General features: G+C 57.7%; 25 protein-coding genes and 2 pseudogenes. 14 read left to right on the forward strand and 13 right to left on the reverse strand.

The genetic code is table 11. The features are described 5' to 3' along the window. Positions 1–111 precede the first annotated feature (111 nt). Entirely contained in the window at positions 112–999 is an 888-nt protein-coding gene (rarD, locus tag MMG91_RS27280; RefSeq protein ID WP_310661286.1) for an EamA family transporter RarD, read from the forward strand. 66 nt (positions 1000–1065) lie between these two features. Here rarD and hppD read toward each other — a convergent pair whose 3' ends face one another. Together hppD and MMG91_RS27290 are read right to left on the reverse strand one after the other, a co-directional pair. Continuing rightward, complete coding sequence (gene hppD / locus MMG91_RS27285) at positions 1066–2142, reverse strand: 4-hydroxyphenylpyruvate dioxygenase (RefSeq protein WP_310661287.1); 1077 nt, start codon at positions 2140–2142, stop codon at positions 1066–1068. Between the two features lie 246 nt (positions 2143–2388). Then, a complete protein-coding gene (locus MMG91_RS27290) occupies positions 2389–3336 on the reverse strand; it encodes an EamA family transporter (protein WP_310661288.1) in 948 nt (315 codons plus the stop codon). 78 nt (positions 3337–3414) lie between these two features. Between MMG91_RS27290 and MMG91_RS27295 the strand changes: the two genes are divergently transcribed. The 3 genes from MMG91_RS27295 to MMG91_RS27305 all read left to right on the forward strand — a co-directional run bounded on the left by MMG91_RS27295 (position 3415) and on the right by MMG91_RS27305 (position 6519). Then, complete coding sequence (locus MMG91_RS27295) at positions 3415–4281, forward strand: LysR family transcriptional regulator (RefSeq protein ID WP_310661289.1); 867 nt, start codon at positions 3415–3417, stop codon at positions 4279–4281. A 103-nt stretch (positions 4282–4384) separates the two neighbouring features. Then, positions 4385–5920, forward strand: coding sequence for an EAL domain-containing protein (locus tag MMG91_RS27300; RefSeq protein ID WP_310661290.1), 1536 nt, complete (start codon positions 4385–4387; stop codon positions 5918–5920). A gap of 233 nt (positions 5921–6153) precedes the next feature. Then, positions 6154–6519: a histone-like nucleoid-structuring protein, MvaT/MvaU family gene (locus MMG91_RS27305; protein WP_007900052.1), complete on the forward strand. Its 366-nt coding sequence runs from the start codon at positions 6154–6156 to the stop codon at positions 6517–6519. Positions 6520–6694: 175 nt separating this feature from the next. Here the strand turns inward: MMG91_RS27305 and MMG91_RS27310 are convergent, their stop codons facing one another. Next, positions 6695–7198 (reverse strand): DUF4946 domain-containing protein, encoded by a 504-nt coding sequence (locus MMG91_RS27310; RefSeq protein WP_405046566.1) that lies wholly within the window; start codon positions 7196–7198, stop codon positions 6695–6697. Positions 7199–7353: 155 nt separating this feature from the next. Here MMG91_RS27310 and gloA point away from each other — a divergent pair, with 155 nt between their 5' ends. After that, on the forward strand, positions 7354–7875 hold the full coding sequence (gloA, locus tag MMG91_RS27315; RefSeq protein ID WP_305501841.1) for a lactoylglutathione lyase: 522 nt from the start codon (positions 7354–7356) through the stop codon (positions 7873–7875). 176 nt (positions 7876–8051) lie between these two features. Here gloA and ahpF read toward each other — a convergent pair whose 3' ends face one another. The 3 genes from ahpF to MMG91_RS27330 all read right to left on the reverse strand — a co-directional run bounded on the left by ahpF (position 8052) and on the right by MMG91_RS27330 (position 11393). After that, positions 8052–9614 carry an alkyl hydroperoxide reductase subunit F gene (gene ahpF, locus MMG91_RS27320; protein WP_310661292.1) on the reverse strand — a complete coding sequence of 521 codons (1563 nt, stop codon included), beginning with the start codon at positions 9612–9614 and terminating at the stop codon, positions 8052–8054. A 138-nt stretch (positions 9615–9752) separates the two neighbouring features. Further along, the gene (gene ahpC / locus MMG91_RS27325) at positions 9753–10316 is read right to left on the reverse strand and encodes an alkyl hydroperoxide reductase subunit C (protein WP_038983195.1); all 564 of its coding nucleotides are present in this window, start codon (positions 10314–10316) and stop codon (positions 9753–9755) included. A 138-nt stretch (positions 10317–10454) separates the two neighbouring features. Next, complete coding sequence (locus tag MMG91_RS27330) at positions 10455–11393, reverse strand: site-specific integrase (protein ID WP_305501845.1); 939 nt, start codon at positions 11391–11393, stop codon at positions 10455–10457. Positions 11394–11570: 177 nt separating this feature from the next. On the opposite strand from MMG91_RS27330, the gene MMG91_RS27335 reads away from it, so the two are divergent. Then, positions 11571–12590, forward strand: coding sequence for a DNA-binding protein (locus MMG91_RS27335; protein ID WP_310661293.1), 1020 nt, complete (start codon positions 11571–11573; stop codon positions 12588–12590). On the opposite strand, the pseudogene MMG91_RS27340 reads toward MMG91_RS27335, so the two are convergent. The 3 genes and pseudogenes from MMG91_RS27340 to galU form a co-directional block, all read right to left on the reverse strand. Beyond that, positions 12587–13504, reverse strand: a pseudogene (locus MMG91_RS27340) (FAD-dependent oxidoreductase); the annotation flags it as partial. The gene MMG91_RS27335 and the pseudogene MMG91_RS27340 overlap by 4 nt on opposite strands. Positions 13505–13529: 25 nt before the next feature. Continuing rightward, positions 13530–14063: pseudogene (locus tag MMG91_RS27345) on the reverse strand (FAD-dependent oxidoreductase); the annotation flags it as partial. A 129-nt stretch (positions 14064–14192) separates the two neighbouring features. Continuing rightward, complete coding sequence (galU, locus tag MMG91_RS27350) at positions 14193–15032, reverse strand: UTP--glucose-1-phosphate uridylyltransferase GalU (RefSeq protein ID WP_054050566.1); 840 nt, start codon at positions 15030–15032, stop codon at positions 14193–14195. A 280-nt stretch (positions 15033–15312) separates the two neighbouring features. Here galU and MMG91_RS27355 point away from each other — a divergent pair, with 280 nt between their 5' ends. Both MMG91_RS27355 and MMG91_RS27360 read left to right on the forward strand, forming a co-directional pair. Then, positions 15313–15501: a hypothetical protein gene (locus MMG91_RS27355; protein WP_008012859.1), complete on the forward strand. Its 189-nt coding sequence runs from the start codon at positions 15313–15315 to the stop codon at positions 15499–15501. A 139-nt stretch (positions 15502–15640) separates the two neighbouring features. Then, positions 15641–15922, forward strand: a complete 282-nt coding sequence (locus MMG91_RS27360) for a hypothetical protein (protein ID WP_305445517.1) — start codon at positions 15641–15643, stop codon at positions 15920–15922. On the opposite strand, the gene MMG91_RS27365 is transcribed toward MMG91_RS27360, so the two are convergent. Together MMG91_RS27365 and MMG91_RS27370 are read right to left on the reverse strand one after the other, a co-directional pair. Further along, positions 15923–16153, reverse strand: coding sequence for a hypothetical protein (locus tag MMG91_RS27365; RefSeq protein WP_007935641.1), 231 nt, complete (start codon positions 16151–16153; stop codon positions 15923–15925). Positions 16154–16225: 72 nt separating this feature from the next. Further along, the gene (locus MMG91_RS27370) at positions 16226–16582 is read right to left on the reverse strand and encodes a hypothetical protein (RefSeq protein ID WP_305445518.1); all 357 of its coding nucleotides are present in this window, start codon (positions 16580–16582) and stop codon (positions 16226–16228) included. Positions 16583–16794: 212 nt separating this feature from the next. On the opposite strand from MMG91_RS27370, the gene MMG91_RS27375 reads away from it, so the two are divergent. The 5 genes from MMG91_RS27375 (at position 16795) to ada (ending at position 19966) form a co-directional block, all read left to right on the forward strand. Further along, the gene (locus MMG91_RS27375; protein ID WP_007900033.1) at positions 16795–17097 is read left to right on the forward strand and encodes a DUF1883 domain-containing protein; all 303 of its coding nucleotides are present in this window, start codon (positions 16795–16797) and stop codon (positions 17095–17097) included. Positions 17098–17125: 28 nt separating this feature from the next. Next, on the forward strand, positions 17126–17296 hold the full coding sequence (locus MMG91_RS27380) for a hypothetical protein (RefSeq protein ID WP_086945763.1): 171 nt from the start codon (positions 17126–17128) through the stop codon (positions 17294–17296). Positions 17297–17423: 127 nt separating this feature from the next. Further along, the gene (locus tag MMG91_RS27385) at positions 17424–18134 is read left to right on the forward strand and encodes a 2OG-Fe(II) oxygenase (protein ID WP_310661294.1); all 711 of its coding nucleotides are present in this window, start codon (positions 17424–17426) and stop codon (positions 18132–18134) included. Further along, positions 18124–18804, forward strand: a complete 681-nt coding sequence (gene alkB / locus MMG91_RS27390) for a DNA oxidative demethylase AlkB (protein WP_305445522.1) — start codon at positions 18124–18126, stop codon at positions 18802–18804. Before MMG91_RS27385 ends, alkB begins: the two co-directional genes overlap by 11 nt. A gap of 88 nt (positions 18805–18892) precedes the next feature. Next, entirely contained in the window at positions 18893–19966 is a 1074-nt protein-coding gene (gene ada / locus MMG91_RS27395) for a bifunctional DNA-binding transcriptional regulator/O6-methylguanine-DNA methyltransferase Ada (RefSeq protein WP_063343970.1), read from the forward strand. Here the strand turns inward: ada and MMG91_RS27400 are convergent. Next, entirely contained in the window at positions 19930–20418 is a 489-nt protein-coding gene (locus MMG91_RS27400) for a GyrI-like domain-containing protein (RefSeq protein WP_310661295.1), read from the reverse strand. The two genes, ada and MMG91_RS27400, sit on opposite strands and share 37 nt — an antisense overlap. Positions 20419–20471: 53 nt before the next feature. Next, positions 20472–21455, reverse strand: coding sequence for an MDR family oxidoreductase (locus MMG91_RS27405; RefSeq protein WP_310661296.1), 984 nt, complete (start codon positions 21453–21455; stop codon positions 20472–20474). 160 nt (positions 21456–21615) lie between these two features. Here MMG91_RS27405 and MMG91_RS27410 point away from each other — a divergent pair, with 160 nt between their 5' ends. Next, complete coding sequence (locus tag MMG91_RS27410; protein WP_310661297.1) at positions 21616–22680, forward strand: nitronate monooxygenase; 1065 nt, start codon at positions 21616–21618, stop codon at positions 22678–22680. Positions 22681–22792: the final 112 nt, after the last annotated feature.

A 22792-nucleotide genomic window follows, 5' to 3' on the forward strand; every position in this document is an offset into this window, starting at 1 on the left:
GCCTTCAAAATAAAGACCATCAAGACAGTTGCTCCCACATTAGGTTTGTGTTGATCAACCACGTATCCTCTGCGCCCGCTTCATGCTCAATCAATGTCACGCGAGGACAGTTTGTCTAAAGGTATCGCTCTATCGGTCACAGCCTCGGTGCTGTTTGCCGTCATGTATTACTACACCTCGCTGCTCTCACCCTTGAGCGGCGTGGAGATTTTCGGTTGGCGGATGCTGCTGACCGCGCCGTGCATGACTGTGTTCATGGTGGTGTCCGGTGAATGGACGCGCGTGGTCGAGATTGTTCGGCGGCTGGCCGGCAAGCCGAAGCTGATTGTCGGGCTGATTGGCTCGGCAGTGCTGCTGGGCCTGCAACTCTGGTTGTTCATGTGGGCACCGCTCAACGGTTATAGCCTCGACGTGTCGCTGGGGTATTTCCTGTTGCCGCTGTCGATGGTCCTGACCGGGCGAATCGTCTATGGCGAGCGCCTTTCCTATCTGCAGAAAATAGCCGTGTTCTTCGCCAGCCTCGGCGTGCTCAACGAGCTGTATCAGGTCGGCGGTTTTTCCTGGGCGACGTTGCTGGTGGTGGTTGGCTATCCGATCTATTTCATCCTGCGCAAACGCCTGGCCACGGACAACCTCGGCGGGCTCTGGCTGGACATGGCGTTGATGCTGCCGGTGGCGTTCTGGTTCGTGCAGGGCGGTGAACAAGGCTTTGGCGTCTTCGACCAGTATCCGTGGCTGTCGCTGCTGATTCCGCTGCTCGGCGTGATCAGCGCCTCGGCGCTGGTGGTCTACATCATTGCCAGCCGGCTGCTGCCGTTCAGCCTGTTCGGGTTGTTGAGTTACGTCGAGCCGGTGCTGTTGCTCGGCGTTGCGTTACTGCTGGGGGAAAGCATCAAGGCCGGCGAATGGCTGACTTATATTCCGATCTGGTTGGCGGTGTTGGTGTTGGTGTTTGAAGGGTTCAAGCATTTGGTCCGGCAACGACGCCTGCCGATGTAATTGCATGATCCAAAAAAAGCCCGGCCAGCATTGCTGCTGACCGGGCTTTTTCACGCCTTGACCGGATTAATCGGTGGAGAGCACACCCCGACGAACCTGATCACGCTCGATGGATTCGAACAGCGCCTTGAAGTTGCCTTCGCCGAAACCATCGTCGCCTTTACGCTGGATGAACTCGAAGAATACCGGCCCCATCAGGGTTTCCGAGAAGATCTGCAACAGCAGACGCTTGTCGCCCGGCTCGGACGAACCGTCCAGCAAAATGCCCCGCGCTTGCAATTCGTTGACCGGCTCGCCGTGGTTCGGCAAACGGCCTTCGAGCATTTCGTAGTAGGTGTCTGGCGGCGGCGTCATGAAGCGCATGCCGATGCTTTTCAAATGATCCCAGGTCTTGATCAGGTCATCGCTGAGGAAGGCCACGTGCTGAATGCCCTCACCGTTGAACTGCATCAGGAACTCTTCGATCTGCCCGGCGCCCTTCGACGACTCTTCGTTCAGCGGGATACGGATCATGCCGTCCGGCGCGGTCATGGCCTTGGACGTCAGGCCGGTGTATTCGCCTTTGATATCGAAGTAGCGGATTTCACGGAAGTTGAACAGCTTCTCATAGAAGTTGGCCCAATAAGCCATGCGACCGCGATACACGTTGTGGGTCAGGTGATCAATGATCTTCAGGCCGGCCCCGACCGGGTTGCGGTCAACGCCTTCGATGAACACGAAGTCGATGTCGTAGATCGAACTGCCTTCGCCAAAACGGTCGATCAGGTACAGCGGCGCGCCGCCAATGCCTTTGATCGCCGGCAGGTGCAGTTCCATCGGACCGGTTTCGATATGGATCGGTTGGGCGCCGAGTTCCAAGGCACGCTTGTAGGCCTTTTGCGAATCCTTGACGCGGAACGCCATGCCGCACACCGATGGACCGTGCTCGGCCGCGAAATACGACGCCACGCTGTTGGGTTCATTGTTGAGGATCAGGTTGATCGCGCCCTGGCGATACAGGTGCACGTCTTTGGAACGGTGGGTCGCAACCTTGCTGAAGCCCATGATCTCGAAGATCGGCTCCAGGGTGTTAGGGGTCGGCGATGCGAATTCGATGAACTCAAAGCCCATCAGGCCCATTGGGTTTTCGTATAAATCTGCCATTTTGGCGCCTCATCATTTCTTATCAATTAACGGATCGTTAGTTGCTAGCAATGCTGAGACCGGCGGGTGGCGCGCAGGAGATGCCCCGTACGCTGCGGGCGAGGAAGTCACCGTAGATCAATTGAAACCCAAATATCTTCATTGTCGACCCAAGGCTCTTGTGGGCGAGGCTTCTGCTGCCAGAAGACGATTATTCTTATATGCGTAACCCGATTCTACACAGCGTAAATCAGTTTGTCCGCCTTCTTATAAAATCCCCCTTTTCGCAGCCTGTGCAAGCGGTTTGTTGCACAGAAAAATCCCGGCCAGGATCAGCCCGCCGCCCAGACACATCACCAGGGTCAATTGCTCGCCCAGCAACAACGCGCCAAAAAGAACGGCGGTCAGCGGGTTCAAGGCGATGAACACACCCGAACGCGTCGCACCAATTTTGCGGATACCGTCGTAATAACCAATATAGGCCAATGCCGAACCCAGCACGCCCAGGTACATCAGGCTCAACCATTGTCGCGTGCCCAGTTCGGCCAGCGCCGCGACACTCAGCTCGCCACGCACGGCACTGGTCACCCAGAGCATCAGCGTGCCCAATAGAATCGAGTACGTCACCGTCTGCACCGGGCCCAGCGTCTGATTCAGGCCTTTGGAGAACAGCGAATAAATGCCCCAGCCGAGCACGCAGCCGAAGATCAACAGATCACCGATCCAGGCATCAGTAGCACCGGCCAGCAATTGCGGATTGCGACTGACGATCACCAGACTGGCGCCGGCAATGCAGATCGCAATACCGGCCACTTTCGCCCCGCTCAGTCGCTCCTTGAACAACAGCCACGACGCCAGGCCGATCACGGCCGGGTTCAATGCCACGATCAACGACGCCCGTGATGCGTTGATGTAATACAGCCCGTAAAAGAAGCACAGGTTGTAGAAGAAGATCCCGAAAAACCCCAGCAGCGTCAGTTGCAGCCATTGCCGAGGGCTGGCGCGCACCAAAGGCACCCGCGCCAGCAACAGAAACAGCAGCAACGCCACGCTCGCCAGCAAGAACCGCAGGCTCGCGGCCAATAACGGACTGAGGCTGTCAGCCAGAAACCGCCCGGCGACAAACGTCCCGCCCCAGATCATGGTGACCGCTGCCAGTTTCAGATAAACCGGTACATCCGAGGAATTCGCCAAGGTCTGTTCACACGTAGTCATAAGTCTCCACCATCAGAAATCGGGCACAGGGCGTATCATTCGACTAATGACCGATCATCGTAAAATGAGTAAATACTCATGACCCTGACTCAACTCGAGATTTTCTCGCTGGTGGCCGAACTGCGCGGCTTCACGGCGGCGGCCAATCGTTTGGAGATTTCTCAATCTGCGGTCTCTCACGCGCTCAAGTCGCTGGAACAGGAATTGGGCGTCGAACTGCTGCATCGGCATCAGTCCCAGGTCGAGCTGAGCGACATCGGCCAACAGCTATTGCTGCGCGCTCGGGCGATGCTCGGGCTGGCGAACACGTTGCGCCAGGAGGCGGCCGATGCTCGCGGAATGAAACGCGGCACCTTGCGCATCGGCTCGTTCGGCCCGACCTCATCGATCAAACTGCTGCCGAGGATCCTGCAGCATTACCGCGCCGCCCACCCGGGTATCGAGGTTCACATCGACGAAGGTCCGGACCGTCAGGTGATCCAGTGGCTGGAAGAACGGCGTATCGATGTCGGCTTCGTGGTGTTGCCCCAGGAACGCTTCGACACTTTCAGGCTGATCGAGGACCAGATGGTCGCGCTGCTGCCTGCCGACCATGCGCTGGCTGGCCGTGACAGCTTGAGCCTGAGCGATTTGTGCCACGACCCGTTTGTGCTGACCGAAGCCGGCTCTTCGCAATTGGTGTCACGCCTATTCAATGCGGCTCGGTTGACGCCGAACATTCGCTATCGTTGCTCGCAGCTGCTCAGCACGCTGGACACCGTAGGCCGTGGCGATGCTCTGACCGTTGTTGCCGAAGGCTCATTGCCTGACGACAACGACAACCGCTACGTGAAAAAGACACTGTCGCCACCGGTCAGCCGCCAGGTCGGGCTGGCGGTGCTCGATCAGCGTCAGTCATCACCTGCAACATTGGCCTTTATCAAACTGGCTTCGAGCCTCAATTGAACGGCATAAGTGCTGCCGGCCAACTATCATGGCTCAACTCTTCTGGGAGGCGTGTCGCCCTGCCAGCCTTTGAGAGCCCTCTTTTATCGCGATGGATTTGCGAATGCCACTGAACGTTAAAAGTCGCCGCAAGCGTGGCACCCGGATCGTTGTGACTGTTTTGAGCGGATTGCTTCCGGTGTTGCTGGGGGTGGCCATTCTCTATCTGCAGGCTGAACGTACACTCAAGCAAAGTACCGAACTGACTGGCGAAGAAGCCGTTCGCCAATTCGAGCTGATGCTCGACAACACCGCGCAAGCCGCACAAGAGTTATTGCCGCTGGCCGGCCAGAATTGCAACGACGTCAAACTGGCCCTGCGTGAACAAGTCACCCGCCGGCCGTTCGTGCGCTCGACCAACCTTGTATGGAACACCAACCTCTATTGCAGTTCGTTGTTCGGTGAGTATCAGGAAAAGATCAATCACGGCGATTACACCCAAGGCAAGTTACGGCTCATGAACGGCAATCCGGTCACGCCCAATACCGCGTTGCTGGTGTATCGGCTGAGCGAAGGAAACCAGGGCGCATTGACCACGCTGGACGGTTATCACCTGAGTAACGTGCTGCACCTGATCGGGCGCAAAACATTATTGATGCTGCAAGTCGGCCCCCACTGGTTGTCAGCCGACGGCAAGGTCCATGACGACGCCCTGCCCATCTTGCCGGTGGCGCAAAATACGCTGACGTCCTCGCGTTATGCCTTTACCGTGGCCGCAGGTTTTCCCGAAGGAGAAACCTGGCGTTACATGCGCAGTGAGTACCCACCGCTGTTCAGTCTGTTGATGTTTTTCGGTGTGGTGTCCGGTTCGATCGGGCATGTCCTGCAGAAGCGCTCGACCTCGCCTAGTCGAGAAATGCAGCGGGCGCTGGAGGCAGCAGAGTTCATTCCTTACTTTCAGCCCGTGGTGCATGGCGACAATAAGCAGTGGTCCGGCGCCGAAGTATTGATGCGCTGGCAACATCCCAAGGAAGGCCTGGTGCGCCCTGATCTGTTCATCCCGTTTGCCGAACATTCCGGGTTGATCGTGCCGATGACTCGCTCCTTGATGCGACAGGCCGCCGCATTGCTGGCTCCCTTGTCGGCGTCGTTCGACGGGCCATTTCACATTGGCATCAACATCACCGCCAGTCACTGCCGGGATCTGGAACTGGTCGAGGACTGTCGTGAGTTCCTCAGCGCTTTCGCGCCGGGCAGCATCAACCTGGTGCTGGAGCTGACCGAACGCGAACTCATCGAGCCGACAGCCATCACCCTGCAATTGTTCAAGCAGCTTCACGGGTTGGGCGTGATGATCGCGATCGATGACTTCGGCACCGGCCATTCAAGCCTGGGTTATTTGCGTCAGTTCAATGTGGACTTCCTGAAAATCGACCAGAGTTTTATCGCGATGATCGGTGTCGACGCCCTCTCCCGGCACATTCTGGACAGCATCATCGAGCTCTCGGCCAAACTCGATCTGGGTATCGTCGCCGAAGGCGTGGAAACCGAGGAGCAAAGTGACTATCTGACCGCCCACGGCGTGAACTTCCTGCAAGGTTATCTGTTCGGCCGACCGATGCCCGGTGCAGATTTCATTAGTGCATTAAGTGATCATTAACTAACCACTTTAAGCACGAAGATCATGATGATACGCACCAAATTGAATCAAAAGACTACTCTCGTTACATGAAGAAAAAGTCAGGATTTACTCTTGGCCAATTAACTACTACAATTTTTCATACCTGTGCAGAACTGGCAGGTGAGCCATTATCACCGAGTCGCTTCAAGGCTCTTGGCTTATAGCTTTGTTTGCGGTTGGTATCAGCCAAACACACTATTGGAGTAAAGATATTGTCCAGACTCGCTGAATTCCGTGCAGCTGAAAAGGCCCTTCAAGAACAGCTCAAGCAGTTGGAATCGCTGAAGAACGATGCCGGGCTCAAAAAAGAAATCGAATTCGAAGAAAAGCTCCAGGGGCTGATGAAAACCTACGGCAAGAGCTTGCGCGACATCATCGCCATCCTCGATCCGAACCCGGCGAAATCCGGCCTGCAGCAGGCAACAGCGCCTAAAACCCGCCGCGCTCGCGTGGTCAAGGTTTATCAGAACCCGCACACCGGTGAACTGATTGAAACCAAGGGTGGCAACCACCGCGGCCTGAAAGCCTGGAAGGAACAATACGGTGCTGCCACCGTTGATTCCTGGCTGCGTGGCTAAGCACTCGCGATCATAAAAAAAGCCCTGCCAATGCAGGGCTTTTTCATGGATGGTGTCTAAATGCAACGATAGTCGCCGATCAACTCGTTATATACCGACCAACTTTATGCTTAATCCCTTTGGCTATCTAAAAAATGCCGAACACGCTGAAATCTACTGATACGCAAACCTTAAACTAAAGTTTCAAGCTGTTTCGAGCCGCCGCTATGTCGTCCTGACTTGCCTTATAAACCTCGGCCTGCCCTGCATAGGAAAGAACATAAGCCTTATCGGCGTCTACCGCAGCGACCAATGTTTGAGACAGCACATGTCGACCGTTCTGCGTAATCGTGCAAGTAGTTTCCAGTGCCGATAGTCGGCTCAAGGTAGTCGGGTGAATTTTAGTGCAAACGCTCTGATACCCACCCTGAAAAAAGTCCTTTTGCACCGACTTGCGCATTTCCAGTAGCACGCCTTCCAGATTCACCTGGTGACCACTTTCCACTTGAGTCATGGTCAACTCCATCACCATCACCGGTGTACCGTCCTGGTCGTTCTTTACCGCGCGTTGCCGGGAAACCTGGGGCTTGGCCTCGTCTTGCGGAACGGTCTCGACAGTCCATCCATTGGGCCAGGTCACGACCGGAGCTTCTGCATGAGCACGGGTAACAGCTGAAAGCAAACACATCAGGACGAACATCAATTGACAGGATCGGACCATTGTAATGAACACTCACGGATTGAGCCGCGAAGTCTGAGCTTCACCCGCCCGACAGGCAAGCCTGCGGTTTTGGTTTGGCGATGCCAGGGCCCTTGCGTATCATTGTGAGCATTCTTGGAATTTCCGGAGGGCCCATGAGCCTGCACGAACTCAATACATTTCCTGGTGTGACCGCCCAACCTGACACCGCCACTCAGAAGTTCGTCTTCAACCACACCATGCTGCGGGTCAAGGACATCACCCGGTCACTGGATTTCTACACCCGCGTCCTGGGTTTCTCGCTGGTGGAAAAACGCGATTTCCCGGAAGCCGAGTTCAGTCTGTATTTCCTGGCGCTGGTCGATAAAAACCAGATCCCGGCCGATGCCGCTGCCCGCACCGAGTGGATGAAATCGATCCCCGGCATTCTCGAACTGACCCACAACCACGGCACCGAGAACGACGCGGATTTCGCCTACCACAACGGCAACACCGACCCGCGCGGTTTCGGCCATATCTGCATTTCGGTGCCAGATATTCGCGCGGCGTGCGAACGCTTCGAAGCGCTGGGCTGCGATTTCCAGAAACGCCTGAACGACGGTCGCATGAAGAGCCTGGCGTTCATCAAGGACCCGGATGGTTACTGGGTCGAAATTATTCAGCCTGCACCGATGTAAACGAAATGATCGTTCCCACGCTCTGCGTGGTAATGCCTCCTGTGACGCTCTGCGTCACGCTTTTGGGACGCGGAGCGTCCCGGGCTGCATTCCCACGCAGAGCGTGGGAACGATCAGAGCAAGACACAAAAAACCCCATGATCGCTCATGGGGTTTTGTGTTTTCAGCGTCGGCGTTTATGCAGGCGCCGAGGTGCGGATCAAATGATCGAACGCACTCAGGGAAGCCTTGGCGCCCTCACCCACCGCAATCACGATCTGCTTGTACGGCACGGTAGTCACGTCACCGGCCGCGAACACGCCGGGCATCGACGTTTCACCGCGGGCATCGACGATGATCTCGCCGCGCGGCGACAACTCGATGGTGCCTTTGAGCCAATCGGTGTTAGGCAACAGACCGATCTGCACGAAGATTCCTTCCAGCTCGACCGTGCGCAACTCGTCCGACTGACGATCCTTGTAGCGCAGGCCGTTGACCTTCTGGCCGTCGCCAGTCACTTCAGTGGTTTGCGCACTGGTGATCACCGTAACGTTCGGCAGGCTGTGCAACTTGCGCTGCAACACCGCGTCGGCGCGCAGTTGTACGTCGAACTCCAGCAGGGTCACGTGGGACACGATACCGGCCAGGTCGATAGCCGCTTCGACGCCGGAGTTACCACCACCGATCACCGCCACACGCTTGCCTTTGAAAAGCGGACCATCGCAGTGCGGGCAGTAAGCCACGCCCTTGTTGCGGTATTGCTGCTCACCGGGAACGTTCATTTCACGCCACCGGGCGCCAGTCGCCAAAATCACGCTCTTGGCTTTCAAGGACGCACCGCTGGCGAAATGGATTTCGTGTAGTTCGCCATTTTTGCCCGGCACCAGCTTGTCGGCGCGCTGCAGGTTCATGATGTCCACGTCGTACTGCTTGACGTGCTCTTCCAGCGCCACGGCCAGTTTCGGCCCTTCGGTTTCCTGCACGGAGATAAAGTTCTCGATGGCCATGGTGTCGAGCACCTGCCCACCAAAACGTTCCGCCGCCACACCGGTACGAATGCCTTTACGACCAGCGTAGATCGCCGCCGAAGCACCGGCTGGGCCACCGCCGACAACCAGCACGTCAAAGGCTTCTTTGGCGCTGATTTTCTCGGCCTGGCGCTCGATGCCGCTGGTGTCGATCTTGGCGAGGATCTCTTCGAGGCCCATGCGGCCTTGGCCAAAGTTGACGCCATTCAGGTAAATGCTTGGCACGGCCATGATCTGGCGCTCATCGACTTCGGCCTGGAATAACGCGCCGTCGATGGCGACGTGGCGGATGTTCGGGTTCAGCACGGCCATCAGGTTCAGCGCCTGAACCACATCCGGGCAGTTCTGACAGGACAGCGAGAAGTAAGTCTCGAAGTTGAACTCGCCTTTGAGCGAGCGGATCTGTTCGATCACTTCGATACTGGCCTTAGAGGGGTGGCCACCGACTTGCAGCAGGGCCAGCACCAGCGAAGTGAATTCGTGGCCCATAGGGATACCGGCAAAACGCAGGCTGATATCGGCCCCTGGGCGATTGATCGAGAACGATGGTTTACGCGCATCGTCACCGTTGTCGAGCAAAGTAATCTGGGTGGAAAGACTGGCAACGTCTTTGAGTAGCGCGAGCATTTCCTGGGATTTCGCACCGTCGTCGAGGGAGGCAACGATCTCGATCGGCTGGGTGACCCGTTCCAGGTACGATTTCAACTGGGCTTTAAGATTGGCGTCCAACATACGGGCGATTTCCATGCTGTTTGGTGAAGAGACAAAAACATAAAAAAACGCCCGAGCGAATCTCGCCCGGGCGTTTTTATTGGGCGGTTGCAGCTTACTTAGGTGCGGAAACCCGCCGTGATGATGCGATCCACAGACTTAGATCTTGCCGACCAGGTCCAGGGACGGAGCCAGTGTGGCCTCGCCTTCTTTCCACTTGGCTGGGCAAACCTGGCCTGGGTGAGCAGCAACGTACTGAGCAGCCTTGATTTTGCGCAGCAGCTCGGAAGCGTCACGGCCTACACCGCCGTCGTTGAGTTCAACGATTTTGATCTGGCCTTCAGGGTTGATCACGAAGGTGCCACGGTCAGCCAGACCCGCTTCTTCGATCAGCACATCGAAGTTGCGGGAGATAGCGTGAGTCGGGTCGCCGATCATGGTGTACTGGATTTTGCCGATGGCTGGCGAAGTGTTGTGCCAGGCAGCGTGGGCAAAGTGGGTATCGGTGGAAACGCTGTAGATTTCGACGCCCAGTTTCTGGAACTCGGCGTAGTTGTCAGCCAGGTCTTCCAGTTCGGTCGGGCAAACGAAGGTGAAGTCAGCCGGGTAGAAGAAAACGACAGACCATTTGCCTTTCAGGTCAGCGTCCGACACTTTTACGAAGTCGCCATTTTTAAAGGCGTCAGCTTTGAACGGTTTAACTTGGCTGTTGATGATAGGCATCGATGACTCTCCGTCAGGGGTTAAGAAGTTGATGAAGTGAATCCTACCCACCCGATCGCCGGTTGGCTCATTGGCAAACCTGATGCTGCTGATTGGTTTTCGCTATTAGCCGAGCGTATTAATAGAAGAAAACGTGATCTAAGGCGCCAACGGTTTTTCAGCGATTCGGGTCATCCCGATAAACGGGCTGGCTTCAACATAGCGCATGGCGGACTTCATATCCTTCCAGCCCACGTAATTCATCAACGACTTCAAATCCCAACCGCTCTGATGAGCCCAGGTCGCAAAGCCACGCCGCAAGGAGTGGCTGGTGTAGTGCTCGGCCGGAATACCGGCGCGCTCCAATGCCTGGCGCAACAACGGGATCACGCTATTGGCATGCAGGCCCTCCTCGCTCAAATGGCCCCAGCGGTCGATACCCCGGAACACCGGCCCGCGGACCAACGCCGCTTCAGTGATCCATTGGATATAGGCCTGCACCGGACACAGGCGCTGCAAGGCCGGCGTCTGGTATGTCTGGCCGAGGTTCTCGCGGTCGCTCTTGCTGCGAGGCAGGTAGAGGGTGATGCCTGAGCCGGCGCTGGCCCGCACATGTTCAATCTGCACGCGGCACAACTCATCGCTACGGAAACCGCGCCAGAAGCCCAACAGGATCAACGCCGTGTCGCGCCGGGCCCGCAGCAGTCCCGGTTGATCGCCCTGCGCCTTGGCGGTTTGCGCTTCCTGCTCCAGCCAGGCCACCACTTGCTCCAGATGCTGAAGCTGCAACGGCTCGGCCTGTTTCTCCTGCGCCGGGTGCAGCGCGCGAATGCCCTTGAACACTTTGCGCACCACGGGCGCCTTGGTGGGATCGGCGAACCCCTGACTGTTGTGCCATTGCGCCAACGCGGACAAGCGCAATTTCAAGGTATTGATCGACAGCACACCTGCGTGGGCCACGAGATAGCGCGCCACGCTATCGCCGGTCGCCGGCAGGAACCCGCCCCAACTGACTTCAAAATGCTCGATGGCCGCGCGATAGCTGCGACGGGTGTTGTCGCGCGTGGCGGCTTGCAGATAGCGGTCCAGCTCAGTCATGGGCTCACTTCTCGAAAACGTACCGCTCTGGCGGGCGAAACCCGGATTACAGCTCATCACACGGGGTAATACCAGTATATCCCGCATGATGAATAACAGATTTTTAACTTTATCGGCATCATGGTACATTGCGTATATTAGTGGTATGTACCACAGTATCAAATCGTAGGAGAACACATGGCACGTGGCGGCGTAAACAAGGCACTGGTGCAAGCGGCACGCTCAGCGATCCTCGCCCGGGGCGAACACCCCAGCATCGACGCGGTACGGATCGAGATGGGCAATACCGGTTCGAAAACCACGATCCATCGCTATCTGAAAGAGCTCGACGACGGCGCTGAACCCGCGCAAGCACCTTGCGAGCCTATCGACGATGAGCTGACAAGCCTGGTGTCGCGCCTGGCACAACGCCTGAAAGAACAGGCGCAAGAACCCATCGACCAGGCACGCGCACAGTTCGAGCAACAACGAAAAGAGCTGGAAACCCAACTGCATGAGGCCCATGAGGCCAATACTGAATTGCAGCAGCAGTACGAAATTCAAAGCCTGGCACTGACCCAGGAATCGGCGGAACTGCAAGACACCCGCTCCATGCTGCAAACCGAGCAAACCCGCAACGCCGGACTGAATCAGGCACTGGCAGATTTCGAATTACGCCTGCAGGACAAGGACGAGCAGATCCGCTCACTGGAAGAAAAGCACCTGCACGCCCGCGAGGCACTGGAACACTACCGCAGCGCCGTCAAAGACCAACGCGAGCAGGAGCAGCGTCGCCACGAAGGCCAGGTGCAGCAGATTCAGATGGAGTTGCGCCAAGCGCAGCAAAGCGCACTGGTACGCCAGGATGAAATCACTCAATTGCATCGCGACAATGAGCGCTTACTGACGGAAAACCGCGGAACGCTGCGGGAGCTGAGCCTGTCGCAAGAGCAACTCAAGCACACCAACAGCCGACAGGATCAGCTGCTGGAACAGGTCAACCGTATCGACAGCGAACGCACCCTCCTCCAGGAACGCTTGCGCATTGCCATGCTGGAAAACCAGTCACTCAAGCAGAACATCGACGAACAGTCGCACATCAACAAAGCGCTGGAAGTTGAACTGATCAAGTTGCAGGCAAGCCTGGATGAAAGCACACGCCTGGCCGCTGTCGTTGCGACAGGACCAGACGCATCAGCGCCGCGTAAAGACGATTAACCCGCGACCGGCGTACGCATGGTGACGAACTCTTCGGCGGCCGTCGGATGCACGCCGATGGTTTCGTCGAAATCACGCTTGGTCGCGCCCGCCTTCAGGGCAATTGCCAATCCTTGCACGATCTCGCCGGCCTCCGGGCCGACCATATGGCAGCCCAAGACCTTGTCAGTCTTGGCGTCCACCACCAGTTTCATCAAGGTGCGTTCCTGGCACTCGGTCAGGGTCAGCTTCATCGGCCGGAAACGGCTTTCGAAGATCACCACATCGTGCCCGGCCTCTCGCGCCTCTTCTTCGGTCAGGCCGACAGTGCCAATGTTCGGCAGACTGAAGACGGCGGTCGGGATCATCTTGTAATCCACCGGGCGATATTGCTCGGGCTTGAACAAGCGCCGCGCCACGGCCATGCCTTCGGCCAGCGCGACCGGCGTGAGCTGTACCCGACCGATCACATCGCCCAGAGCCAGGATCGATGGCTCTGCGGTTTGATACTGCTCATCGACCTCGACAAAACCTTTCTTGTCGAGTTTGACGCCGGTGTTTTCCAGCCCCAGGTTATCGAGCATCGGACGCCGACCAGTGGCGTAGAACACGCAATCCGCCTCCAGCTTACGACCGTCCTTGAGCGTGGCAGTCAGGCTGCCATCGGCTTGCTTGTCGATGCGCTCGATGTCGGCATTGAATTGCAAGTCCATCCCGCGTTTGGTCAGCTCTTCCTGCAGATGTTTGCGCACCGCACCGTCGAAGCCACGCAGGAACAGATCACCGCGATACAGCAGCGTGGTCTCGGCACCCAGCCCGTGGAAAATCCCGGCAAACTCCACTGCAATGTAACCACCACCGACCACCAGAACGCGCTTTGGCAGCTCTTTAAGGAAGAACGCCTGGTTGGAACTGATCGCGTGCTCGTGTCCCGGNGTGGAAAATCCCGGCAAACTCCACTGCAATGTAACCACCACCGACCACCAGAACGCGCTTTGGCAGCTCTTTAAGGAAGAACGCCTGGTTGGAACTGATCGCGTGCTCGTGTCCCGGAATCTCCGGGATCTGCGGCCAGCCACCGGTGGCAATCAGGATGTTTTTGGCGGTGTAGCGTTTGCCATCGAATTCGACAGTATGCGGATCGACGATTTTCGCGTGACCTTCATGCAAGGTCACGCCGCTGTTGACCAGCAGATTGCGATAAATGCCGTTCAGGCGATTGATCTCGCGATCCTTGTTGGCGATCAGCGTCGCCCAGTCGAACTTCGCCTCACCCGGGGTCCAGCCAAAACCTTGCGACTGCTCGAAGTCTTCGGCGAAGTGCGCGCCGTAAACCAGCAGTTTTTTCGGCACGCAGCCGACGTTCACACACGTACCGCCCAGGTAACGGCTCTCGGCCACGGCGACTTTCGCGCCAAAACCGGCCGCAAACCGCGCAGCCCGTACACCGCCGGAACCGGCACCAATCACATAAAGGTCAAAATCGTAGGCCATTTCTATCTCCTCGGCAGGCCACCAGCATACCTGCGGGCGACCTTTGGGCAAGCGTTGCAAACTATTTGGGGCCGGAAAATGAAAAAGCCACCCGAAGGTGGCTTTTCAGTACAAGCAGCTCAGGCGCTATCAGTAAGCCTTGCCAGTCTTGTAGAAGTTCTCGAAGCAGAAGTTGGTTGCTTCGATGTAACCTTCAGCGCCGCCGCAGTCGAAACGCTTGCCTTTGAACTTGTAGGCAATCACGCAACCATTTTGCGCCTGCTTCATCAGGGCGTCGGTGATCTGGATCTCGCCGCCCTTGCCTGGCTCGGTTTGCTTGATCAGGTCGAAGATGTCCGGCGTCAGGATGTAACGGCCGATGATCGCCAGGTTCGACGGTGCATCTTCCGGTGCTGGTTTTTCAACCATGTTGCGCACGCGGTACAGGTCATCACCGATCAAGTCGCCAGCGATAACGCCGTACTTGTTGGTTTCCAGCGGGTCAACTTCCTGGATCGCGATGATCGAGCAACGGTACTGTTTGTACAGCTTGACCATTTGAGTCAGGACGCCGTCGCCGTCAAGGTTGACGCACAAGTCATCCGCCAGCACCACGGCGAACGGTTCGTCGCCGATCAGCGGGCGGCCGGTCAGAATCGCGTGACCCAAGCCTTTCATTTCGGTCTGGCGAGTGTAGGAGAACGAGCACTCGTCGAGCAGTTTACGGATACCGACCAGGTACTTTTCCTTGTCGGTGCCCTTGATCTGGTTTTCCAGCTCGTAGCTGATGTCGAAGTGGTCTTCCAGAGCGCGTTTGCCGCGACCGGTGACGATGGAGATTTCGGTCAACCCGGCATCCAGTGCTTCTTCGACGCCGTACTGGATCAGTGGCTTGTTTACCACCGGCAGCATTTCTTTGGGCATGGCTTTAGTCGCTGGCAGGAAGCGAGTACCGTAACCGGCTGCTGGGAACAAGCATTTCTTGATCATATAAGTCCTTGAAAGGGCTGTGTGTTCGAGTTTCGGCGCAGTCTAATCAGGCGGCGGGCACCTTACAATGCCCCGCACTGGCTAACCGATGCCATCATAGAGAAATATTCTGATGGATAGTTCCGCAGATACATTGCACAACCTCTTATAGATAGCAGAGATCGGCAGATCTGCATGACCATCGGCCGAAAGGCAATCTACCCCACCCTACACCATCGGCACCCGTTGAGGGCATTTGGCGCTATCATTGTGCGATTGAACCAGCCAACGAGGCAGATAGATGTCGGCAGCAAAAAGCGTTAACGGGTACCTGATCAATCAGGCAAAAGACGGTCAATGGTGGGTAGACAGCGTCGGCGGCGAGAATATTGCCGGGCCGTTCCCGACAGAAGCGCTGGCGATTGAAGTAGCATCAGTATTGCAAGATCAACCCGCAGCCCCCAAGCGGCGTGGCAAGGACAAGCCTTGAGCTGAACCTGACATGACGCAGCCCTGCCTTTGCGCAGGGCTTTTTTGTGATTATCTGCAACGAAGTGGCCATTCGCTACAACCTTTCGATGCGGCCGCGGTCACAGCATTTAGCCACCATCACTGACGACCCTCACGACATGAATAAATTTTTGCCACTGATTGCAGTCCTGGCCTTGAGCGGCTGCGCCACGTCCGAAACGACGTACCTGAAAAACGGCGAGCAAGGCCTGAGCATCGACTGCTCCGGGGAAGCCAACGCCTGGGCCAGTTGCTACGAAAAAGCCGATGCCTCGTGTGCCGGCACCGGCTATCGGATTGTCGGTACCGACGGCACACCTTCGCCCCAGGAAAGCGACAAGACCCTGGGCGTCGACGTCGGCAACTACAAAAACCGCAGCGTGGTGGTGGTCTGCAAGTAGCTACATATGAATTTCGGCGAATTTGATCCCAAGCCCGCGCACGGTCTCGATCAAATCGTCGAGGCGACTGAAGGACTCGACTTCATCGTTGTCATCCACCAGGAAAAAACTGCGCCCGGCGCTTTTCTTGAAAAACACGATCCATTCCCCCGGATTCGCCGGGTTCTGAATCACGTGGGTGGCAGAGATATGACCCTCTGCATGGCGCTCCCGCACCTGCTCTCGCTTCATGCTTGACTCCAGAAATGACAATGCCGTCAAAGCGCGACTTTGACGGCATCGATGCTGACTGGGGGTAGTTTATCAGCCTGATATGCACGCGGTGGCGGCATTACGCACATCCCATGGGCGCAAAGGCACATTGGAGATGCGTTCATGCAGCTTGATGCTGCTGCCGCCGGAGCGGTCTTCAATGTCAAACACCGCTGCCGGCCCCGACGAGAACTTCTGCGGCACGATAACCCGCACGCCTTCCTTCTGCGGCTCGACCTGCAGGGCTCCACGGCTTTCGGCCAGTTTCTCGACCAGGCACTGCGCGTACTCATGGGGTTTCTTGCCTGAAATCACACTCATGGTGGGCAGTGTCTCATTGATGTCCGAGACACTCGCACATCCACCCACTGCCAATGCCAACGGCACGACCAGAACACCCCACTTCATACAAAACCTCCGATAAAGACCCTCCGACAGCACAAATACTGTTTTTCTCCGAGGCTCATTGCTTTTATCGCTCATAGAATTCCGAATAACTGTTTTTAATTGTCAAAGCGGACCCCGACAGCCGGATAATAACCTGTTCGGGCTGATAAACTGCGCCAATCGCCCATGCTATCGTTTTGATTTTGTAGAAAAAGCCCTTCTGGAGGCGCCTCATGAAATTTATCCACCAGCGCGAGCACCTCAACGAAGACGACATCGTCGTCATCCAATGCTCCCAAATGTGCAACATCCGCTTGATGAACGACGCCAACTTTCGCAGCTTCAAGAATGGCGGCCGTCACACTTATCACGGTGGCGCATTCGACACCTTCCCGGCCCGGATCACTGCGCCGAGCACCGGTTTCTGGAACATCACCATCGACACGGTCAACCGCCGGCCGATCAGCGTGACCCGCAAGCCGACCCTGACGCACTCGATCAAGATCATCCGCCGCTCCAGCTCGAAGCTGAGCTGAACCCACACCAGAACAGGCAGGTATGACCGTGGCCCAGACGACCAAATACGTCATCAAATACAAACTAAACGGCGAGCGTCGGTTCGAATTCGCCCAGCTTGAAAACGGCACCGCAGAAGAAGCCAAGGCTGCACTGGACAAGCTGCATGGCCAGAGCGAAGACGTCATCAGCGAGATCAGCGTCAGCAAAGCGCTGTAACGCGATCTGGAGCGACAACATGGACGTCTGCTCCCCTCGCGAATTCGACCGCAAGCGCCGGAGTGCCCACTCTTGCAACGCGCAATAAACTGGCCGCCTCGACCTTTTGGTCAAGGAGTCAGAACCCTTGCTTACCGATCCCACTCACCATGATGCCCTCGACTGGGGCGCACTCGAGCAACAACTCGATCAGGATGGCTGCGCAGTCATCAGGTCGTTTTTAAGCCCTGAGACCTGCGATGAAATAAGCGCCCTGTACGACCGGCCCGAGCCCTTTCGCTCGAAGGTGATGATGGCTCGCCACGGTTTTGGCCGTGGTGAGTACAAGTACTTCAAGTACCCGCTGCCGGATCCGGTGGCCCGGTTGCGTAGCGCGCTCTACCCTCGACTGGTTCCCATCGCCAATCGCTGGTACGAATGCATGGACCTGCCGACCCGTTTCCCCGAATCCCATGAAGCGTTTCTGCAACGCTGCCATGCCGCCGGTCAGGAACGGCCGACACCTTTATTGCTGCAATACGGCCCGCAGGACTACAACTGCTTGCATCAGGACCTGTACGGCGAGCACGTGTTCCCGCTGCAAGTGGCGATTCTTCTGTCAGAACCGAACGAGGATTTCACCGGCGGTGAATTTGTGTTGACCGAACAACGCCCGCGAATGCAGTCGCGCCCGCAAGTGATTGACCTGAAGAAAGGTGATGCGTTGATTTTTGCCGTCAATCAGCGTCCGGTGAAAGGCATTCGCGGCTATTACCGAGTGACCATGCGTCACGGGGTGAGTCGCCTGCACAGCGGAAAACGGCATACCCTTGGAATCATCTTTCACGATGCGTTATGACCCTATGAGCCCGATCACCCTCGATTTGTTTGCCGATGCCGAACCCGAGCAACAGCCCAGGCGCGAGCAAATCGGCGAACAATCCTACGTGCTTAGAGGCTTTGCCCTGCCCTGGCTCGACCGATTGCTACCGGCGCTGGAGTCGGTTCTGGCTGCAGCCCCTTTTCGGCAGATGGTCACACCCGGCGGCTTTACCATGTCGGTGGCCTTGAGCAGTTGTGGCACCTGGGGCTGGACCACCGACCGCAGCGGCTACAAGTACACCCGCAACGATCCGCAGACCGGCCTGCCCTGGCCTGAAATGCCTGAGGTGTTTTTCGAGCTGGCGCAAGCGGCGGCGCGAGAGGCAGGGTTTACGGATTTCGTACCGGATTCCTGCCTGATCAACCGCTATATTCCCGGTGCCAGGATGTCATTGCATCAGGACAAGAATGAAGGTTCCTACGCAGCCCCTATCGTGTCGGTGTCCTTGGGATTGCCCGCGACGTTCCTGTTCGGTGGCTTCGAACGCAGCGCCAAAAGCCAGCGCGTGCCGCTGTTGCACGGCGATATCGTGGTCTGGGGCGGCGTGGACCGTTTGCGTTATCACGGCGTATTGCCGATCAAGGAGGGTTATCACCCTCAGTTGGGCGAACAACGGATCAACTTCACCTTTCGTACCGCGGGATGAAACCCGTTGAATTCGACCGCAAGACCCGGAGTGTGGCGTCTCTGGCGGCTGGTTAATCTGCATGAAACGGGTCAACGGACATGAAGCCATGACAACTCATTCGAAAAATATCGCCACCGAAAACGATCCTCGCTGGGCCGCCGTGGTCGCGCGCGATCCCCGCGCCGACGGGCAGTTTGTATATGCGGTGAAAACCACCGGCATTTACTGCCGCCCCAGCAGCCTGGCGCGTTTGCCGAAGCCACAGAATGTCGAGTTTTTCGACACCGCCGAGCAAGCTCAGGCGGCGGGTTATCGCCCCAGCAAACGAGCCGCGAAGGATCAAAGCGACGTCGCCGCACAGCACGCCACGACCGTGGCCGCCGCATGCCGTCACATCGAATCCGCCGAGACGTTGCCGGCGTTGAATGAATTGGCGGACGCTGCCGGCCTGAGCAGTTTCCACTTCCATCGTGTATTCAAGGCCATCACCGGCCTGACGCCCAAGGGCTACGCCACAGCCCATCGTTCACGCAAGGTTCGCGAGCGCCTGGCGGACGGCGGCACGGTCACCGACGCGCTGTATGACGCTGGATTCAACTCCAACAGTCGTTTCTATGAGGCAGCGGATCAAGTGCTGGGCATGAAGCCCGGCGACTACCGCGCGGCCGGGCAGAACAATGACATTCGTTTTGCCGTCGGCCAGTGCTCTTTGGGAGCGATTCTGGTGGCGCAAAGTGAGCGCGGCGTCTGCGCGATTCTATTGGGGGACGACCCGCATCAATTGGTCTGTGATCTGCAGGACAAGTTTCGCCGCGCCAACCTGATTGGTGCCGATCATGAGTTCGAGCAGTTGATCGCCAAAGTGGTGGGTTTTATCGAAGCCCCGGCGCTTGGCCTGGACTTGCCGCTGGACGTACGCGGCACGGCATTTCAGGAACGGGTGTGGCAAGCCCTGCGGGAGATTCCCGCCGGCAGCACCGCCAGTTATGCCGATATCGCTCAGCGTATCGGCGCACCGAAAGCCGTGCGCGCCGTGGCCCAGGCCTGTGGCGCGAACAGCCTGGCGGTGGCGATCCCTTGCCATCGCGTGGTGCGCAGCGACGGCAACCTGTCGGGCTATCGCTGGGGCGTAGAGCGCAAGCGTCAGTTGCTGGAACGCGAAAACGCGGCTGAATCCTGAATGCCGATATAAACCGCCACGGACTCCGGACCGGTGTAGACCTCGAAGTCCGTGGCGAACTTGCGGCGAACCTGCGGGTTGTCCTCGAAGTAAGCCCAGACCAGGCCCCACGTCTGAATGACGCTGTCGGGCATCGGCCCTTTGGCGCTGAACACCAGGTAATCGCCGCCCTCAACCTGAATCTGCGCAAAGCCCTCGGAGGGTGCGGCGACCGCCGCACCCGCGGTCACATCGAAGTGACCCGAAGCGTCGGACTCGTAGTTGGAATAGACGCCGTACATAAACGATTCCGGCTGTTTGTGGGCGATCTTGTCGAAAATGTCCTCGACGAAAAATCGTTCCCACATAGGCCCGATACGTGCGGTATCTGGCTGCTGTTCTGCTGCATTGAGGGTTCGCACCTGCAACCCCGAGACGCTAAAGGGCAGCACTTCACGCAGCTTTACATCCATTGTCGCTATTTCCTTGTTTCTACAGTTTGTCTGTTTGATGAGTGCCAAGACGATCAACGATTGACGTCGACCACTACCCGGCCGCGCAACTGGCCGGCGAGCAAACGCCGCGCGGCGTCGATGGCTTCGCTCAAGCCGATTTCATGACTGATCAGCGGCAGCAAGGCGAAGTCCAGATCCTTGGCCAGGCGATTCCAGGCCAGTATCCGCTTAGCTTTGGGTTGGGTCACGCTGTTGATGCCGGCCAGGGTCACACCGCGCAAAATGAACGGCGCGACAGAGGCCGGGAAGTCCATGCCTTGTGCCAGACCGCAGGCGGCGACGGTGCCGTTGGCCCGGGTGCTCGCGCAAGCGTTGGCCAGCGTGTGGCTGCCGACCGAATCGATCACCGCCGCCCAACGTTCCTTGGCCAGCGGTTTGCCCGGCTCCGACAACGTGGCGCGATCGATGATTTCGCTGGCGCCCAATTGTTTGAGATATTCGTGCTCAGAAGTGCGGCCGGTGGACGCCACCACGCGATAGCCGAGCTTGCTCAGCAGGGCGATGGCGAAACTGCCGACGCCACCGTTGGCGCCCGTCACCAGCACTTCGCCTTGATCGGGGTTCACGCCGTTGTGCTCCAGCGCCAGGATGCTCAGCATCGCCGTGTAACCGGCCGTGCCGATGGCCATTGCTTGCGCAGCGGTGAATGCTTTGGGCAGCGGGATCAGCCAGTCGCCATTCAGGCGGGCTTTCTGCGCCAACCCGCCCCAGTGTCCTTCGCCCACACCCCAGCCGTTGAGCAGGACCTGATCACCGGGCTTGTAGTCCGGATGACCGCTGCCTTCGACAGTGCCCGCCAGATCGATCCCCGGCACCATCGGGAATTTGCGCACCACCGGGCTGCTGCCGGTGATCGCCAGGCCATCCTTGAAGTTCAGCGTGCTGTACGCCACACGCACGGTCACATCGCCTTCAGGCAATTGATCGTCATTGATCTCTTGCAGGGTGGCCCGGTAACCGCTGTCGTCCTTGTCGATCAAAATGCCTTTGAACATCACTGCCTCCCGATGGAATCGCTCAGTTGTCGTGCTGTTGAAATAACACATGAAAACACATCGCCGTAGCCGACTTTAAGCCAATCCTCAAACTCGACTGGCCTTGTGTCAGTCATTACTGATACAAATTCCCTTCTACCGACGTCGGAGAACACTGCACATGAGTCAATGGCCAGACACCCGCATTCTTGACCTGTTCGGGATCGAGCTGCCGATCATTCAGGCCCCTCTGGCTGGCGCGACGACGTCGGCCATGGTGATTGCGGCAAGCAACGCTGGCGGCCTGGGCTCAATGCCTGCCGCGATGCTGAGCATCGAGCAATTGCGTGAGGAGCTGAAGACGATTCGCCAACACACCCAGCGCCCGTTCAACGTCAATTTTTTCTGCCATCAACCTCCACCGCCCGATGAGCAACGTGCCAGGGACTGGAAGAATCTGCTGGAGCCGTACTATCGGGAATTGGGGGTCGATTTCGACGCACCGACGCCGGTGTCCAATCGCGCACCGTTCGATAATGCGGCCTGCGAAGTGCTCGAAGAGTTTCGTCCTGAAGTGGTGAGTTTTCACTTCGGCCTGCCGGAAAAGTCGCTGCTGGATCAGGTAAAAGCGACCGGGGCGAAAATTCTCTCTTCGGCGACTACGGTCGAAGAAGCCGTCTGGCTGGAGCAGCATGGTTGCGACGCGATCATCGCCATGGGTTACGAGGCCGGTGGCCACCGGGGAATGTTCCTCAGTAATGACCTGAGCAGCCAGGTGGGGACCTTTGCCCTGGTGCCACAGATCGTCGATGCGGTGAACGTGCCCGTGATTGCGGCGGGCGGGATTGGAGATGCGCGGGGTGTCGCGGCGGCGTTTCTGCTGGGCGCTTCGGCGGTCCAGGTGGGTACGGCTTATTTGTTCACGCCGGAGGCCAAGGTCAGCGCGTCTCACCAGAAGGCGTTGCGCACGGCCAAGGAAAGCGAGACGGCGGTCACCAACATTTTCACCGGGCGCCCGGCACGCGGGATTCTTAATCGGGTAATGCGTGAGCTGGGGCCGATGTGTGACAAAGCGCCGGCCTTTCCCTTGGCGGGCGGTGCGTTGATGCCGTTGCGGACCAATGGGGAAGCGGATTTCAGCAACCTTTGGGCGGGGCAGGCGTTTACGCTGGGCGTTGAAATGACGTCGGCAGAGTTGACCCGACGGTTAGCTGAGGAAGGACTGGCGAAGTTGGTTCGTCAGTAGGACGCAGCCCTGTAACAGCAGGCTACGCCAGCTGCTATAGGGGGCGCATCATTCAACGGGGGGCATTCCCATTTGTTCCGTTTACAGGCAATTCGCTATATATTCCGCTATA

Source organism: Pseudomonas sp. JL3 (genome assembly GCF_031570575.1).
In the GTDB taxonomy this organism is placed as follows: Bacteria; Pseudomonadota; Gammaproteobacteria; order Pseudomonadales; family Pseudomonadaceae; genus Aquipseudomonas; species Aquipseudomonas cucumis.